We start from the raw sequence: 15,893 nt of genomic DNA, 5'->3' as shown, positions 1-15,893 counted from the left end.
CGTCGGGAGAGGCTGACTTGACCAAGGTGATGGAGGGCGTTCGAGTCCTCGAAGTTGCACAGTTCACGTTCGTCCCCGCCGCCGGGGCCATACTCGCCGACTGGGGCGCCGACGTCATCAAGGTCGAACACCCTGTCCGCGGTGACACCCAGCGCGGGTTCATCAACATGGGCGGCTTTGCGCTCAACCCGGACCGGCATCCGTTGATCGAGCATCCCAACCGGGGTAAGCGCAGCGTCGGCATCGACGTGTCCAAACCGGAGGGGCAGGAAGTCCTCTACGAGATCGCCAAGACGGCCGACGTCTTCCTGACCAACTACATGCCCGCGCAGCGCCAGAAGAACAAGTTCGACATCGAACACATCCGCGCGGTCAACCCGAAGATCATCTACGCGCGCGGCAGCGCGTACGGCGACAAGGGACCGGAGCGCGACGTCGGCGGCTTCGACGGCACCGCCTTCTGGACGCGCAGCGGCGTGGGCCACGCGCTGACGCCCGAGGAGCTGGGAGGCGCTCTGTCGCAGGGCATTCCGGCGTTCGGCGATTCGATCGGCGGGATGAACATCGCGGGCGGCATCTCAGCAGCGCTGTTTCACCGCGAACGCACCGACGAGGCCGTCGAACTCGATGTGTCGCTGCTGAGCACGGCGTGGTGGGCGGGCGGCGCCAGCGTCACCCAGGGCATGGAGACGGGTGAGACGATGCGTTCGCTGATGCCGGATGCTGCGGGCCCGAGCGTGAACCCGTTCATGGCCAACTACCTGACCTCAGACGGCGGCACGATCAACCTGTGCATCGTCAGCCCGACGGGCTACATTCGCGACGCATTCGAGCACCTCGAGCTGCCCGAGCTCGCCGACGATCCACGGTTCTCCGATGTCATGCCGTTGATCGAAAACGCCGCGGCCGCAGCCGAACTCATCAGAGACAAGATTCGCAGCAAGCCGTTCGATTACTGGCGTCAGCGCCTCAAGACCATGAAGGGCCAGTGGGCGCCGTTCCAGAGCTTCATCGACCTGACCACCGACGACCAGGCCATCGCCAACGACATGATCGTCGAAGTGGAGGGCAGCGACGGCAAGCCGTTCAAGGTCGTCCGGGGCCCGGTGCAGTTCAATCACGAACCGGTGGAGACGACGCGCGCGCCCCAGGCGTCCGAACACACGGAGCTGGTCCTCATGGAGATCGGCATGGACTGGGACCGCATCGAGAAGTTCAAGGACACGGGCGCCATCGCCTGACCTCCCCTTTGCCGCGAAATTGCATTCCGGTAGCGAAACTGCGAGTAACGGCCTGCCAGAACGCAATCTCGCGATGGTGGATTAGCGTTGGCCGGGTGCGCTGGATCGTCGACGGCATGAACGTCATCGGATCCCGCCCGGACGGCTGGTGGCGGGACCGTGGTGGCGCGCTGGCCGCACTGGTGGAACGGCTGGAGGAATGGGCAGCCGACGAAGGCGCCGACGTGACGGTGGTCTTCGAGCAGCCGCCATCGCCGGCGATCGAATCCTCGACAATCACCGTCGCCCATGCGCCGGCGCCGGCGCCGAACTCGGCCGACGATGAAATCGTCCGACTGGTGCAGGCCGACCCCGATCCGGCGCAGATACGCGTCGCAACCTCAGATCGCGCCCTCGCCGAACGTGTCCGGGCGGCGGGTGCGTCGGCCTACCCCGCGGAACGCCTGCGCAACCTCATCGACCCGCGCTGACAGCCTGCCCACGGCGATACTGTAATGTTTACAGTTGCTGTACCGAGCGCCGGTCAGAGAGGACATCGGAGATGACGAACGACGTGGCCATCATCGGTGTGGGCCTGCACCCCTTCGGCCGCTTCGAAGGCAAGACGGCGATGCAGATGGGGGTCGACGCGATCTTCGCCGCAGTCGCCGACGCCGGCGCGGAATGGAAAGACATCGGCGCAGCCACCGGTGGCAGCTGGACGGTGGCGAACCCCGACGCGATCGTCGGCATGGTGGGCCTGTCGGGCATCCCGTTCACCAATGTGTTCAACGCGTGCGCGACGGCGGCCAGCGCGGCCAAAGCATGCGCCGACGGAATTCGCCTGGGCGACTACGACATCGGCATTGCTGTCGGCCTGGACAAGCACCCGCGCGGCGCGTTCACCGAGGACCCCGCGCTGGTCGGCATGCCGAGTTGGTACGCCGAGAACGGGCAGTACCTCACCACGCAGTTCTTCGGCATGAAGGCCAACCGCTATCTGCACGACCACAACATCAGCCAGGAGACGCTGGCCAAGGTCGCGGCCAAGAACTTCCGCAATGGCGTGCTGAACCCGAATGCCTTCCGGCGCAAGCCCATTCCCGAGGACCAGATCCTCAACTCCACGATGCTGAACTACCCGCTGACGCAGTACATGTTCTGCGCGCCCGACGAAGGCGCCGCGGCAGTCGTCATGTGCCGCGCCGACATCGCCCACCGGTACACCTCAAAGCCGGTGTACCTGCGGGCCGTCGAGGTGCGGACCCGCCGCTACGGCGCGTACGAGGTCAACACCACCTTCGCGCCCGTCGAGGAGGATGTGGCGCCGACCGTGTATGCCGCCAGAGCCGCTTTCGAAAAGGCCGGTGTCGCACCGGAAGACGTCGACGTCATCCAGCTGCAGGATACCGACGCCGGCGCGGAGATCATCCACATGGCCGAGTGCGGCTTCTGCGCCGACGGTGAGCAGGAAAAGCTCTTGGCCGACGGGGCCACCGAAATCACCGGTTCGATGCCGATCAACACAGACGGCGGGCTGATCGCCAACGGCGAGCCGATCGGCGCGTCGGGCCTGCGGCAGATCCACGAGATCGTCCGCCAACTCCGCGGCGAGGCCGGCGACCGCCAGGTCCCCGGTGAGCCGAAGGTCGGCTTCACCCAGCTCTACGGCGCGCCCGGCACCGCCGCCGCCACGGTCTTGACACTCTGACGGGCGTCACGACAGCGGCGGAAGCGACTGCGCGTCAGCGGGATTGAGTGCGTCGAGCATGAGGCTCAAATAGCGGCGCCGCAGTTCCGGCGGTTGCTCCAGCGCGACGGAGGCCGCGGTCACCATCGCGACGAAGGTGGGCACATCGTCGACGGTCAGATCAGGCCGCAGGTCACCGACCGATTGACCGTGTTTCACCAGCGCTTCGAGTAACTCTCGCTTGCTGCTGAACAGTCGCGCGGTGAGCTCGGCGAGGTGATCCAGCGACGAGAGCAGCGGCCGCTGCGCATACATCAGGTCGGCGATCTTCTCGATGACATCGATGAAGGCCTCACGCGGCGCGTCGGTTTCGATGAGCGAGATGATCGCCGGTTCCACTTCGGTGGCGAAGACGTCTTCGTACACCGCAGCCGCGAGGCTCTGCCGATTGGGAAAATGGCGGTACAGCGTGGCGTTGCCGACACCGGCGTGGGCGGCCACCTGGCTCAGGGTGGCGGCGGCACCTTTGCTGGCGAACACTTCGCGCGCGGCCGCGATGATTCGGTTCACGTTGGCAAATGCATCGGCGCGGCGACGATCTGCGGTGGGCACGGGCCTGACTCACTCTCGACGTGGCGCGCGTCATTTACGTACACCGGCGTGTGGTTCGCTACAAACGATAGCGTACTCCCATTTTGGGAGCCTACTCTCACTTACATGTCGACTTTTCTCCACAGAGTGGGCCGCTTCGCGTTCGGCCGGCCGTGGCTGGTTATCGGCCTCTGGCTGGGACTGATCGCGGTCGTCGCCGGGGTGCTTCTCGTCAATCCGCCCAAGATCTCCAACGAGATGCGGATCAACGGCACGCCCGCGCAGCAGGTCATCGACGCCCTCGCCGAGCAGATGCCGGAATCCGCCGGCGGCCAGGGGTTGATCGCATTCACCGCGCCCGACGGCCAGCGCATCGACCAAGGCGCCAACCGTGCTGCATTGCTCAACGCCGTCGATGCGGTGTCGAGGGCCGACCACGTGCTTGACCCGAGCGCGCTGGCGCAGGAGGAAATCGCCAAGGGCCCCGCCAGCCCCACGTTGGCGGCCTCCGCGGCGATCACACGCATTCAGGTCACCGAACCTCCTCGGCCGGACGCACCGCAGCCTCTTGTCGTCGACGGGCAGCCGGTGCCGGGAGTGTTGATCTCCGCGGACGGCGGGGCCGCGCTGTACCAGTTCCAGTTCGACAAGCAGACCACCGAACTGCCCGCCGGAACAGTCGAGCACACCGTCGACGCAGCGCGAAACGCGGTGGCGCAAACCGGAATATCGGTACTCCCGTCGGCGAGCATGATGCAGATGCCCGAAATCATCGGCGTCGGTGAGGTTATCGGCATCGCGGTGGCGGCGCTCGTCCTGATCATCACCCTCGGCTCATTGGTCGCGGCGGGGTTGCCGCTCGCGACCGCGTTGACTGCCGTCGCCGTGGGTGTGGGCGGCACATTCCTGTTCTCGCATCTGGTCGACATGCAGTCCATGACGGTGGTGCTGGCGCTGATGCTGGGACTGGCCGTGGGCATCGATTACGCGATGTTCATTGTCAACCGCCAGCGGAGGCTGATCCTCGATCAGGGCCTGTCCGCGGCGCACGCGGCAGCGCGGGCGGTCGGAACCGCAGGAAGCGCGGTTGTGTTCGCCGGCACGACGGTCGTCATCGCACTCGTCGCATTGACAGTGGTCGGGATTTCACTGCTGACGCCGATGGCGCTGGCGGCTGCGGCCACCGTCGTCGTCGCAGTGTTGGCGTCGCTCACATTGCTGCCCGCGCTGCTCGGCCTCGTTGGGGAGCGGATCTGCTCGCGCAAGGCGCGAGACTCCCAATCCGGTTCCGGCACAACGAATCACCGGCTCGCCGCCGCGTGGGTCGGTGCCGTGCTGCGTCACCGCGTGCCCGTTGCGATCACCGGCGTCGTCGTCGCCGCCCTGTTGGCGCTACCGGCCCTCGGCATGTCGTTCGGCTTACCCGGCGGTGGCAGCTACAACCAGGGCACGCCGCAGCGCGAAAGCTATGATGTGGTGGCCGAACACTACGGCGACGGCTACAACGGCCCGCTCGTGGTGGTGGCCGAACCAGCTGACGGAGGATCGCGACTGGCCACCGCCGACATCGTCGACACCTACAACGATCTGCGGCGCCTGCCCGGCGTCGAATCCGTGGGGCTGCAAAAGGTCAGCGACACCGAACGGTTCGCGGTGTTCTCGGTGATTCCCGCCGACGGGCCGACCGATGACGCGACGGCGCAACTGGTGCGTGACATCCGCGGGCATGCCGGCCCGTTGACCGGCCTGCACGACGTCGACCTCGGTGTCACCGGCATCACGGCGATGGGAATCGACACCTCCGACCGGCTGGCCGATGCGGTCCCGCTGTACGTCTCCGTCGTCGTCGGGTTGTCGCTCATCGTGCTGCTGATGGTGTTCCGCTCGATCGCAGTACCCGTCAAGGCCACCGTCGGATTCCTGCTCAGTGTGTTGGCGACCTTCGGAGCCACCACCGCGGTGTTCCAGTGGGGTTGGCTGCAGCAGTTGTTCGGGCTCAGCGCCACGGGCCCGATCCTGAGTCTGTTGCCGATCATCGTGATCGGCGTGTTGTATGGCCTGGCAATGGATTACGAGGTGTTTCTGGTTTCCTCGATGAAGGAGGCACACGTGCACGGCCACCGTGGCGACGCGGCGGTGACGCACGGGTTCTCCCAGGCGAGCAGGGTCGTCGTCGCGGCGGCGGTCATCATGACGGCGGTATTCGCCGGTTTCGTCTTCAACGCCGATCCGATGATCAAGCAGATGGGCTTCGCATTGGCGTTCGGTGTGATGATCGACGCGTTCGTGGTCCGGTTGGCCGTCGTCCCGGCCGTCATGTCAATGCTCGGCGATCGCGCGTGGTGGCTGCCGAAGCGGCTGGACGCGCGGTTGCCCAACCTCGATATCGAGGGCGACCAACTGAACCGGCGGCTGGCGGGCCAGCAGACCCGCTACGACGCCTTCGTCGCCGGCGGCGAGTAGTTCGGCTTTCCGAGCCCGAGCACATACTGCGCGATCATGTTGCGGAACACCTCGAGCGTGCCGCCGTAGATGCCCACCAGTGGCGCGAAGCGGTAAACGTACTCGGCGGCACCGTCATCGGCGGCGCCGTCGGTACCGAGCGGCAGTGCCGATGCTGTGCCCAGGATGTCCATCAAATCCGGTGAGATGTCCCGCATGGTCTGGGCAAGCGCGACGCGGCCGAAGATACTCGGCGCGCTCAACGCGGCTTCCATGCGGGCGACGCTGCGGCCCAATCGATATGACACCGACCCGTCGTCAATCAGACGGCGCCCGGCGGGATCGGGTTGGGTGACCTTCGCCGCGGCCTTGTCGACCGCGTCGGCCATGAATCCCGCCTGGTGCATCATGATCGACACGTCCTGCAGCCCGTCTTTGGCCGCCTCCACCGCGCCGTGTTCGACGTTGAGCGGCTCGCGCACCACCGTCCAGCCGCCGTTGACCTCACCGAGGCGGTACTTGTCGGACACCCGGACATCGCTGTAGTACACGATGTTGGTGCGGTCTCCGTCGACGGTGCGGATGCCCTGAATCTCGATGCCGGGCAAGTTCAGCGGGACGAGAAACATGGTGAGGCTCTTGTGCTTCGGCGCCTCGGGGTCGGTGTTGGTGATGAGGAAGACGTACTGGCAGTTGTGCGCGCCGGTGGTGAACATCTTCGAGCCGTTGATCACCCAGTCGTCCCCGTCGCGAACCGCGCGGGTTTTGCAGGTCGCGACGTCGGAACCGCCCTCGGGCTCGGTGTATCCCAGGCACAACCGGACGTGGCCGCTGAACACACCCGGCAGCACTTCGTCGCGCAGCTCGGGTGAGCCGAACTTCGCGACGGAGCGGGCCACCATGGCAGTAGTGCCCCACGTCACCCACGGCACATGGGCCCGTCGCTTCTCGAGTTCCCACATACGCCGCCGCACCCGGGAAAACCCGCCCTCGGCTTCGGGCTTCCACTCCTTCTCCAGGTATCCCGCAGCGCCCAGCGCCAGATGCACACCTTCGTCGAAGTTGTCGCCCGTCTCGCGGTCGCGGCGCTTGACTTCCTCTGTCACATGCGTTTTGAGGAACGCCCGTGCCTCGTCGAGGAACTTCTGGTCGTCCTCGGACAGTTCGACTCGTGAGAAATCCATCACTTCGCTCCTTCACGGGCGGCGACAATCTCGGCAATGTATTTGGCGCTGACGCCGGGATCACCACCGGCCAACGCCCAGCCGCGCGCACGCACCAGGTACGCAGTGGCGGCCGCTTCGGCCGACACACCGAGACCGCCCTGAATGTGCACCGCCATCGTCGCGGCCTTGGAGGCCTCCTCGGCCATGAACACGAACGCCGACGGCGCCAGTTCCGGTCGCTCGTCGGGTTCGTTGTCGAGGAACCACGCGGCGCGCCGGGCGAGATTGCGGCCGCCCTGAACGGTGATCGCCATGTTGGCCAGCGGATGTGAAATGGCCTGCAGCGTGGAGATCGGCACGCCGAGCGTGTAGCGGGTCTTGGCGAACTCGGCGGCGATGGTCATCGTCTCCTCCACAAGACCCACCAGCGCCGCCCCCATCAGCACCCGCCATTCGTCCAGTGCCCGTTGATATTCCGCGAGCGCGTTCGCACCGCTGGCCACGACGGTTCTGCTGTCGGCGGCGGGATCCACCCACGCCATCGGGAGCCGGCCGATGTTGTCGACCTTGGCCGGGCGGGTGGCGAAGGTCAATCGCACCACGTCCTGCCCGTCACGGATGAGGATCTGGTCGGCTACCGATCCGGCTGGGATCAACCGGGTTCCGCTCACGCTGTCGTGCTGCGGATCCAGCGCGGCGATCTGCTTGCCATTGACGACGTCGGAGTCCACCGCGCCGAGCCGCGCGAGAAGCCTGGCGGCGCACACGTGGTCGATCCACGGCACCGGCGCCAAAGACCGCCCGACCTCCTCGGCCACCAGGGTCAGGTCGACCAGTGTGGCCCCGTCGCCGCCCACCAGTTCAGGCAGCGCCATCGTCGTCGCGCCCATCGCGCACAGCCGCTCCCACAGGCTTTTGTCGAATCCGGATGCCTCTGCGGCCCGCACGGTTTCGATCGAGCAATGCGTTTTGAAGAACTGCTTGTACGCCTCCTGGATCGCCTCGTGATCTTCGGTGAGGCTGTAGTCCAGTCTGCGAAGTTCGTACCGGTCCATGGCTCAGTTCTCCTGGTTCTCGCCGCCGAAGAAGAATTCGTTCGCGTTCTGGTAGAGGTACTTGTCGAGTACGTCGGCCGGCAGATCCAGCGAGAGTGCCTCGGGCACCACGCGTCGCATCCGCAGCACCGGCCAGTCCGACCCGAAGATCACCTTGTTCGGGCCGCGGGTGCGCATGTAGTGCAGCAGGCTGTCCGGCAGCCGTTTTGGAGACCACGCCGACGTCATGATACGCAGGTTCTCGTACTTGATCAGCAGCCGAATCGCGATGTCCCACCATGGGTCTGCGCCGTGGATCATGCACAGCTTCAACTCGGGGAAGCGAACGCACACCCGGTCGAGGTGAATCGGGTTCTGCACTTCGCCGGGAATCGGCGGGCCGGGAATGCCGGTGTTGATACACAGCGGCAGTTCCAATTCGGCGCATTTGGTGTACAGCGGGTAATAGACGGCGTCGCTGGGCGGATACTGCCCGTCACCCCAAAAGCTCGGGCCCACACAGGCGTACGCGACCGGTAGATCGTTGACGACGGCGCTGAGTTCACGCAGCGACGGCATCGGGCGCAGCAGGTTCACCCCGCCCATCGCCAGCGCGAACCGTTCGGGCTTGGCCTCGACGAACTTTCGCGCCGTCACCGACGGTTTGGTGATGTTGTCCATCAAGATCGCCTTCTCGACGCCCTGCTCGTCCATTTCGTCGAGCAGTTCCGAGAGGTCGACGGGCGCGAACATCGACTGCGGTCCCTTGAAGTAGTCATCGCGCACCTTGAGCATCCACGTCGGCTGCTTCTCGGTCTCCCCGAAGTGCACGTTGACGAGGCAATCGATCGCTTTGGTGGTCATGCCATCGCCCGCTGTGTCGCAGTGGTTTTCGCCCAGCGGTAGTCCGCTTTGCCATTGCCGAGCCGACGCACGTGGTCGACGACGATGAACTCCTTCGGCGCCTTGAACCGCGCCAGCTGCGACGTGCAATGGTCGTACAAAGGCTCGTGGCCGGCATCTGTTCCGTCCCGCAGCGCCACGAGCGCGACCAGTTCTTCGCCCCAGCGCTCACTGGGACGTCCGACCACCAGCGCATCGGCGATCGCCGGGTGGGCCCGCAGCACTTCCTCGACTTCCTCCACGAACACCTTCTCTCCCCCGGTGTTGACGACCAGCGAATCACGCCCGTACAACCGCAACGTGCCGTCGGGTTCGACGCGGGCCCGGTCGCCGGAGATCACCACCCGTTTGCCCTGCACGTCCGGGAAGGTCTTGCGGGTCGCGTCGGGATCGTTGAAGTAGCCCAACGGAATCCGGCCCTCGCGGGCCACCCACCCGACTTCGGGTTCGCCGGGTTCGAGGAACCGCGTGTAGTCCTCGGAGAGAACAAGGCCGCCCTCGCGCAGGGTGAAGGTGTCGGTCTGGTGTCCGCGCTGGCTGTGCCCGAAGCCCATATTTCCGGTCTCCGACGAGCCATACCCGTTGATCAGCGTGAGCTGTGGCAGCAACTCCAGCAGTGCCCGCTGGTATTTCGGGTTGGTCGCGGCGCCACCAGTGCCGATCGCATACAACGAGTACAGATCGTAGCTGCCGCGTTGCAGCTCCTCGACCAGCGGGCCGGCGTAGGCGTCGCCCACCATCGTCATCAACCCGACCTTCTCGCGCTCGGCGGTCTCCCACACCAAACGAGGGTCGAGGCTCTTCGCGGTGTCGTACAGGACCACCGGGATGCCGTGCAGCACTGCGGAGAACGCCGTCCACATCCCGGCTGCATGCATCAACGGCGACACCGCGAACCACGACGCCCCGCCATCGCGCACACCGTCCTGGATCTCTTTCGCCGATTCGTGGTCGGCGCCGACCATCGACGAGACGTAGATGTCGGACTGCCGCCACAGCACACCTTTCGGCCTGCCGGTGGTTCCCCCGGTGCAGATCATCAGCAGATCATCGGGTGACGGCGTCACCGGCTGTTCCGTATCGCCCTGCGCCAGAGCGGTTTCCAAACGAACAGCCCCGGCTAGCTCGGGCGCTGCACTTCCGTCGTCGATTGACACCAGCAGATCCGCACTCGCAGGCGGCAGCACGTCGGCGAACTTCGCACCCAACGAGCGGTGATAGATGACCGCCCGCGGCGCGATGTAGTCGAGCAGTTCCTGAATCTCGCGAGGGGTGTAGTGGTAGTTGACGTTCACCGGAACGGTTCGCGCCTTGGTGCATCCGATCACCATGTCCGGGTAGAGATCGTTGTGCATGATGAGCGCGACCCGGTCTTGGCCACACTCCCAGCGCTCCAAGGCATTCCGCTCACGGTGGGCGCCCAGGCCGTTACCCGCGAGGAAGTTCGCCAGCTTGCGCGTGCGGTCCGCAGATTCGCCGAATGTGCTGCGCCGGTCGCCGCATACGGTCATGGTGCGGTCCGGTATGGTGTCGGCGATGGCGTCCAGAACGGCGCCGATGGTCCATTCACCCATCAGGCGGCGTTCACCTTGACGCCGAGCAGCTCCAAAGCATTGTCGCGCATGACCTTCCGCGTGTCCTCGGCGCTGAACTCCGGGAACTGTGGAATGTCTGCGGTGAATGCCATCGGGTCCGCAAGCCCTTCACCGTGCGGCCAGTCCGACCCGAACAAGATCTTGTCGACGCCGATGGTCTCCGCGAGCAACTTCACGTCGTCCTCGTAATACGGTGCGATCCAGACGTTGTTGCGCAGCTGCTCGACCGGATCTTCCTTGAAGTGATACGGGGCGGTGTTGGCGGCCTTCTTCAACCGCTTGATCAACCGGTAGACGAAGTACGAGCCGTTCTCGATGCTGGCGACCTTCAGCTTCGGATGACGGGTGAACACCTGGTGCACGATCATCGATGCCATGGTGTCGTGAATTGCCCTGTCGTCGAGCAGAACTTGGTCGAGCGGATCCTTCTTGCCGAACCCCTCGAACGTGGACTTGCCGCCCCACAGCGCCGCGATCGCCAGATATCCGCTGTCGGATAGGTGGAAGCCCACCGGCACGCCGGCTTCGGCCAGCCGGGCCCACACCGGGTCGTGCACCGGATCGCCCAGCGAGCGCGGCTTGACCACGCCCGGCACCGGCGCAGGGCGCACCAGCACCATCTTCGCGCCCCGGTCCAGCACGAATTCGACCTCCTCGACGGCCTTTTCGGGGTCAGCCAGTGAGATGATCGGCGCAGAGATGATCCGGCCGTCCGGGCGGTCGAATCCCCAATCCTCGTCGAGCCACAGGTTGAAGGCGTGCAGCGACGCCATCGTCGCCTCGATATCGTGCTTGAGACCTTCCTCGACGCCGCAGGCAAACGTGGGCAGCATGAACACCGTCTCGAGGTTCTGCTTGTCCAGGATCTTCACCCGGGCATCGCGGTTCTGGTATTCGGGGTGATTCGACAGGCGGTCGACCTTCATCAGTGACGCGGGGTCGACGCCTTCGGGAATTTCGCCGCGGAACAGCAGATCCAGGCATCCGGGTTCGATGATCGGGTCGAACGTCGGGTTCGGGATGAAGTGGTTCACCCGCTCGCCCATCAGCGCGAAGGTGCGTTTGCCGTCGGTGAGCATCTGCACGCCACGGCGTTTGAACTCCTTGGGTAGGTGCCTGGTGAAGGCGTCCAGCGGTTCGTAGTAGTGGTTGTCGACGTCAATCGCCTTGTAATCGAGGGTCATTGGTCGTGTCCTTTCGCAGGTCCGTTGGCCGGCGGGAAGTTCGGCGGGCGCTTCTCGAAGAAGCTGGTGATGCCTTCGATGAAGTCGGGGCGTTGCATCGACTCGTGCATGAGCTTCTCGGCGACGGCGCTCGCGTGGACCACATCTCGCATCGCGTCGGCGTACAGCTGCTGTTTGATCACCGCGAGCGAGCTGGGTGCGCAATTGGCGGCGATGTCTTCGGCGTATTCGATTGCGCGCGAGAGCAACTCGTCGGGTACTACCACTTCCTTGACCATGCCGAGCTCGGCCGCCTCCTCGGCGTAGAACACGCGGCCCGACAGCAGCAGGTCCAGAGCCGCGCTCCAACCCACCACGCGCGGCAGGATCCAGGAGATGCCGTATTCGGCGATGAGTCCGCGGCGGGCGAACGAGGTGGTGAATTTGGCTCCCGCCGCGGCGAACCGGACGTCGCACATCAAGGCCTGCGTGAGCCCGTACCCCGCGCAGGCGCCGTTGATGGCCGCGATGACGGGTTTGCGCAACGAGGTCACGAAATGTGGATGGCGCTCCCCGACCAGCTGGTCCATATCCGCATTGCCCGCGCTGTCGATGCTGGCGCTGCCGATCGTGGACAGATTCCCCATGTCGGCCCCGGCGCAGAAGGCTCGCCCGCGGCCGGTGACGACGATGGCGCGCACCGCCGGATCGGCCTCGGCCCGGTCGATGCACGCGTAAAACGCCGCCGCCAGACCGCCACCCCATGCGTTCATCCGCTCGGGCCGATTGAAGGTCAGTACCGCCACGCCGGTGTCGAGGGCGTCGTAGAGGACGGCGTCGGCTGACTCCGCCGCTGCGGGTTCGACGACGCGGCCTTCAACGCTCACCCGACAGCTCTCCTCACCCGGCGACAAGCTCGATGTATGCACATACTGTACACCTATCGGTAGCGTATTCCGCAACGGGTCGCGGCTCAATCAGCCCATCAGTCCGAGTCGGCGATAGGCGGCCTCGATCTGAGCTTTCGCATCGGGCGGCAGTTGCGCTTGCGGTGGCCGGGAATCGGGATGGCCGTCTTGTCGCATTCCCAGGTCACCAGCCCGGGCGCCAGCTCATGCAGCAGCCGGCTGGCGCACCCCCTCGCCGCCATGGGCCTCCATCATCGGCGTCTGGATGTAGACAATGTCGGCGCCCGTCACCTGCGCGTGCCGGGTCAGCTCCAGGCAGTCCTTGGCCGACACCGCGGCGGTGCAGGCCTGCACGACGACGTCGGGATTGGCGGCTCGTCCTTCTTCAATCGCGACTTCCAGCAAGCGCTTTCGCTCGTCGATGGTCAGCGCCCAGAACTCGGCGATGCCGCTGGTGCACCACAGCAAGGGCTGACGCAGTTCCCCGACGCAGTAGCGCACCAAGGTGCGGTACGCGTCCCAGTCGATGTCGTCCCCGTCGACGCCGCAGAACGGCGTGTAGAGGGAGTCGCCGATTCCGCGCAGTGCAGTGCGGGCCCAGGACCAGGCCTCGTTCGCCGTTGCCATGGCGCCTTCCTAGGTGAAGTCGCTGCCTCCGTCGACGTTGACGTTCGCGCCCGTCATGTACGAATTGCGTTTCGAGGCAAGAAACGCCACGACGGGACCGATCTCGTCGGGCAGCCCGGCCCGCGGCAGATGCGCCGGGTGCCCGAAGTGCTTGTCGATGGCGGCCATCAGCGCATAGGGATCGCTGCCGTCGACACCCACTGACTCGGCCCAGCCGCGAAGCGCCTCCGAGGCAATGCTTCCGGGCGAGACCACGTTGACCATGATCTCGTCGGGCGCCAGCAGTAGCGACAAGTTCTTCGAAATGCTCGTCACCGCAGCCTTCGCCGCCGTGTAGGCGGGCAGGATGATGGTCTGGCGCTGGGTGGAATGCGCCGAGAAGTTGACGATGCGCGCCCACTGCGCCTGCCGCAGTAGCGGAAGCGCGGAGCGGACACAGTGCACCATGCCCATCACGCCGTCATCGAACGCCTGGCGCCACTGGTCGTCGCTGAGTTGTTCGAACGTGCCCTGGGTGCTCGGGCCGACGGCGTTGATGAGCACGTTGAGCTCGCCGTTCCAGCGCTCGCCGAGTTGGTCGAAGACGCCCTGAACCGCATCGGCGTCGCCGGTGTCGGCTACCAGTCCGAGCGCGTCGGGGCTGCCTCGTCGTGCCAGATCCGCCGCGGCTTCGTCGAGAACTCGTTGCGTACGGCCGACGATGGCCACCTTGGCGCCGTCGTCGGCGAGGCAGCGGGCCGCGGCGAGTCCCATGCCACGACCGCCGCCGACCACCACGGCCGTCGCGTCGGCGAATCCGAGATCCACAGCGGGAGTGTCAGGTTCCGGTCCAGTTGGGGGCGCGCTTCTCGGCGAACGCGATCGCGCCCTCTTTGGCGTCGTTGGAGTTGAACACCGGCATGATCAACTCCGACTGCTTCTTCCACATGTCCGCCTCGGACCACTCGGCGGACTTGACGATAATCTCCTTGGTCACCGCCACCGCGAGCGGTCCGTTGGCGGTGATGCGCTCGGCCAGTTCGAGCGCGCCCTCGAGCGCCTTGCCCGGCTCGGTCAGCTTGTTCACGAAGCCCCACGCCGCGGCCTCTTCGGCGGTGAAATTGTCACCGGTGAGCGCCAATTCGAGTGCTTTCTGGTACGGGATGCGACGCGGCAGCCGCAGCAGGCCGCCGCCCGCGGCGACCAGGCCGCGTTTGACCTCGGGGATGCCGAACTTGGCCTGTTTCGATGCCACGATCAGATCGGTGGCGAGCACGAGTTCGGTACCGCCGGCCAACGCGTAGCCCTCGACGGCGGCGATGAGTGGCTTGCGCGGCGGCTGTTCGGTGAAGCCGATCCCGCGGCCGGGCACATGGGGCACCTCACCGGCCGCAAAGGCCTTGAGGTCCATGCCCGCACAGAAGTTTCCGCCGGCCCCGGTGAGGATCGCGACGGAGAGCTCGGGGCTGCCGTCGAGTTCGTCGATGGCGTCGGCAAGACCTTGGCACACCGCCAGGTTGAAAGCGTTGCGCGCTTCCGGCCGATTGATCGTGATGATGAGGGTGCGCCCCTGGCGCTCCCGCAGAACTACCTCCGACACCGCTGTCCCTTCGCTTCGCACCGGCAATCGCCAGAAAACGTTACTATATGTCTTACAGTAGAAGAGTGAAACCACGACGCCCTGACGATCGGATGGCGCCCGGTAAGGTTAACAGTAACGACCGTCGGGCGACACGCAGGCAAAGGCGCAGTTCAGAGGCTCGCCGACGGTAAATTCGACTACGCCGGACCCCGAAGCCCGGGGAACAGATGGAGGTGCCCGCAGTGGCCAAGCAAGCAACCGCCGAGAAGCGTCAGCGACGCGAACGCGGGTCCATCAATCCCCAGGACATCATCAAGGGCGCCTTCGAGCTCGCCGAAGAGGTGGGCATCGACAACTTGAGCATGCCGTTGCTCGGCAAGCACCTCGGCGTCGGTGTGACGAGCATCTACTGGTACTTCCGCAAGAAGGACGATCTGCTCAACGCGATGACGGACCGCGCGCTGCGCCAGTACGTCTTCGCCACGCCCTATGTCGAAGCCAAGGACTGGCGTGAAACACTGCGCAATCATGCCCGCACCATGCGAAAGACGTTCCTGGGCAGCCCGATTCTGACCGACCTGATTCTCATTCGGTCGGCGCTGAGCCCACGCGCGGCGCGCGCAGGTGTGCAGGAGATGGAGAAGGCGATCGCCAGCCTCGTCGAGGCGGGGCTGTCACCCGAGGATGCATTCGACACGTATTCGGCGGTGTCGGTGCACGTCCGCGGATCCGTGGTGTTACACCGGTTGCACGAAAAGAACCGCGCGGCAGCCGATAACGGGCCGGCCGACTTCGAAGAGGGCTTCGTCATCGACCCCGAGAGCGCGCCACTACTGGCGCAAGTGACCGAAAAGGGTCACCGCATCGCGGCGGCCGACGAGAAGAATTTCGAGTACGGCCTGGAGTGCATCCTCGACCACGCGGAACGGCTGATCGCCCGCAAGTCGTGATTTCGGCGCGCTGGGTCGCGCTCAGCGGGCTGTTGCGAAATGT

General features: G+C 65.6%; 14 protein-coding genes and 1 pseudogene. 5 read left to right on the top strand and 10 right to left on the bottom strand.

Translation table 11 applies throughout. From position 1 onward, the window contains the following. Nucleotides 1-29 precede the first annotated feature (29 nt). From CWS39_RS24835 to CWS39_RS24825, 3 genes are all read left to right on the top strand, one after another. Nucleotides 30-1,241: a CaiB/BaiF CoA transferase family protein gene (locus tag CWS39_RS24835; RefSeq protein ID WP_102145564.1), complete on the top strand. Its 1,212-nt coding sequence runs from the start codon at nucleotides 30-32 to the stop codon at nucleotides 1,239-1,241. Nucleotides 1,242-1,336: 95 nt separating this feature from the next. Beyond that, nucleotides 1,337-1,711: an NYN domain-containing protein gene (locus tag CWS39_RS24830; protein WP_102145551.1), complete on the top strand. Its 375-nt coding sequence runs from the start codon at nucleotides 1,337-1,339 to the stop codon at nucleotides 1,709-1,711. 71 nt (nucleotides 1,712-1,782) lie between these two features. Further along, complete coding sequence (locus tag CWS39_RS24825) at nucleotides 1,783-2,931, top strand: thiolase family protein (RefSeq protein WP_102145550.1); 1,149 nt, start codon at nucleotides 1,783-1,785, stop codon at nucleotides 2,929-2,931. A 6-nt stretch (nucleotides 2,932-2,937) separates the two neighbouring features. On the opposite strand, the gene CWS39_RS24820 is transcribed toward CWS39_RS24825, so the two are convergent. Then, a complete protein-coding gene (locus tag CWS39_RS24820; protein ID WP_102145549.1) occupies nucleotides 2,938-3,522 on the bottom strand; it encodes a TetR/AcrR family transcriptional regulator in 585 nt (194 codons plus the stop codon). Nucleotides 3,523-3,627: 105 nt separating this feature from the next. Between CWS39_RS24820 and CWS39_RS24815 the strand changes: the two genes are divergently transcribed. Continuing rightward, on the top strand, nucleotides 3,628-5,964 hold the full coding sequence (locus CWS39_RS24815) for an MMPL family transporter (protein WP_102145548.1): 2,337 nt from the start codon (nucleotides 3,628-3,630) through the stop codon (nucleotides 5,962-5,964). Here the strand turns inward: CWS39_RS24815 and CWS39_RS24810 are convergent. The 9 genes and pseudogenes from CWS39_RS24810 to CWS39_RS24770 form a co-directional block, all read right to left on the bottom strand. Then, on the bottom strand, nucleotides 5,934-7,127 hold the full coding sequence (locus CWS39_RS24810) for an acyl-CoA dehydrogenase family protein (RefSeq protein ID WP_102145547.1): 1,194 nt from the start codon (nucleotides 7,125-7,127) through the stop codon (nucleotides 5,934-5,936). The two genes, CWS39_RS24815 and CWS39_RS24810, sit on opposite strands and share 31 nt — an antisense overlap. Beyond that, nucleotides 7,127-8,164, bottom strand: a complete 1,038-nt coding sequence (locus CWS39_RS24805; RefSeq protein WP_102145546.1) for an acyl-CoA dehydrogenase family protein — start codon at nucleotides 8,162-8,164, stop codon at nucleotides 7,127-7,129. The genes CWS39_RS24810 and CWS39_RS24805 overlap by 1 nt, the downstream gene beginning before the upstream one ends. A 3-nt stretch (nucleotides 8,165-8,167) precedes the next feature. Further along, nucleotides 8,168-9,007, bottom strand: coding sequence for an amidohydrolase family protein (locus CWS39_RS24800; protein WP_102145545.1), 840 nt, complete (start codon nucleotides 9,005-9,007; stop codon nucleotides 8,168-8,170). Next, nucleotides 9,004-10,620, bottom strand: coding sequence for an acyl-CoA synthetase (locus CWS39_RS24795; protein WP_102145544.1), 1,617 nt, complete (start codon nucleotides 10,618-10,620; stop codon nucleotides 9,004-9,006). The genes CWS39_RS24800 and CWS39_RS24795 overlap by 4 nt, the downstream gene beginning before the upstream one ends. Next, entirely contained in the window at nucleotides 10,620-11,825 is a 1,206-nt protein-coding gene (locus CWS39_RS24790) for an amidohydrolase family protein (RefSeq protein ID WP_102145543.1), read from the bottom strand. Before CWS39_RS24790 ends, CWS39_RS24795 begins: the two co-directional genes overlap by 1 nt. Further along, nucleotides 11,822-12,691 carry an enoyl-CoA hydratase gene (locus CWS39_RS24785; RefSeq protein WP_102145542.1) on the bottom strand — a complete coding sequence of 290 codons (870 nt, stop codon included), beginning with the start codon at nucleotides 12,689-12,691 and terminating at the stop codon, nucleotides 11,822-11,824. The genes CWS39_RS24790 and CWS39_RS24785 overlap by 4 nt, the downstream gene beginning before the upstream one ends. Before the next feature lie 185 nt (nucleotides 12,692-12,876). Further along, nucleotides 12,877-13,339 (bottom strand): annotated as a pseudogene (locus CWS39_RS24780) (dihydrodipicolinate synthase family protein); the annotation flags it as partial. A gap of 9 nt (nucleotides 13,340-13,348) precedes the next feature. Then, entirely contained in the window at nucleotides 13,349-14,146 is a 798-nt protein-coding gene (locus CWS39_RS24775; protein WP_102145541.1) for an SDR family NAD(P)-dependent oxidoreductase, read from the bottom strand. A gap of 10 nt (nucleotides 14,147-14,156) precedes the next feature. Beyond that, nucleotides 14,157-14,918, bottom strand: coding sequence for a crotonase/enoyl-CoA hydratase family protein (locus tag CWS39_RS24770; protein ID WP_102145540.1), 762 nt, complete (start codon nucleotides 14,916-14,918; stop codon nucleotides 14,157-14,159). Between the two features lie 209 nt (nucleotides 14,919-15,127). Between CWS39_RS24770 and CWS39_RS24765 the strand changes: the two genes are divergently transcribed. Next, nucleotides 15,128-15,850 carry a TetR/AcrR family transcriptional regulator gene (locus tag CWS39_RS24765; RefSeq protein ID WP_199178300.1) on the top strand — a complete coding sequence of 241 codons (723 nt, stop codon included), beginning with the start codon at nucleotides 15,128-15,130 and terminating at the stop codon, nucleotides 15,848-15,850. Nucleotides 15,851-15,893: the final 43 nt, after the last annotated feature.

Origin of the sequence: Mycobacterium hubeiense, from assembly GCF_002838065.1 — a bacterium.
Taxonomy (GTDB): Bacteria; Actinomycetota; Actinomycetes; order Mycobacteriales; family Mycobacteriaceae; genus Mycobacterium; species Mycobacterium hubeiense.
Note: the sequence above shows the minus strand (reverse complement) of the source record. Positions and strands in the feature narration are given on the sequence as shown.

Excerpts from the sequence above, each read along its gene's own strand:
- CWS39_RS24835 (WP_102145564.1), top strand. The coding sequence starts at position 30 with ATGGAGGGCGTTCGAGTCCTCGAAGTTGCACAGTTCACGTTCGTCCCC.
- CWS39_RS24825 (WP_102145550.1), top strand. The coding sequence starts at position 1,783 with ATGACGAACGACGTGGCCATCATCGGTGTGGGCCTGCACCCCTTCGGC.
- CWS39_RS24815 (WP_102145548.1), top strand. The coding sequence starts at position 3,628 with ATGTCGACTTTTCTCCACAGAGTGGGCCGCTTCGCGTTCGGCCGGCCG.
- CWS39_RS24810 (WP_102145547.1), bottom strand. The coding sequence starts at position 7,127 with ATGGATTTCTCACGAGTCGAACTGTCCGAGGACGACCAGAAGTTCCTC.
- CWS39_RS24805 (WP_102145546.1), bottom strand. The coding sequence starts at position 8,164 with ATGGACCGGTACGAACTTCGCAGACTGGACTACAGCCTCACCGAAGAT.
- CWS39_RS24800 (WP_102145545.1), bottom strand. The coding sequence starts at position 9,007 with ATGACCACCAAAGCGATCGATTGCCTCGTCAACGTGCACTTCGGGGAG.
- CWS39_RS24795 (WP_102145544.1), bottom strand. The coding sequence starts at position 10,620 with ATGGGTGAATGGACCATCGGCGCCGTTCTGGACGCCATCGCCGACACC.
- CWS39_RS24790 (WP_102145543.1), bottom strand. The coding sequence starts at position 11,825 with ATGACCCTCGATTACAAGGCGATTGACGTCGACAACCACTACTACGAA.
- CWS39_RS24765 (WP_199178300.1), top strand. The coding sequence starts at position 15,128 with ATGGAGGTGCCCGCAGTGGCCAAGCAAGCAACCGCCGAGAAGCGTCAG.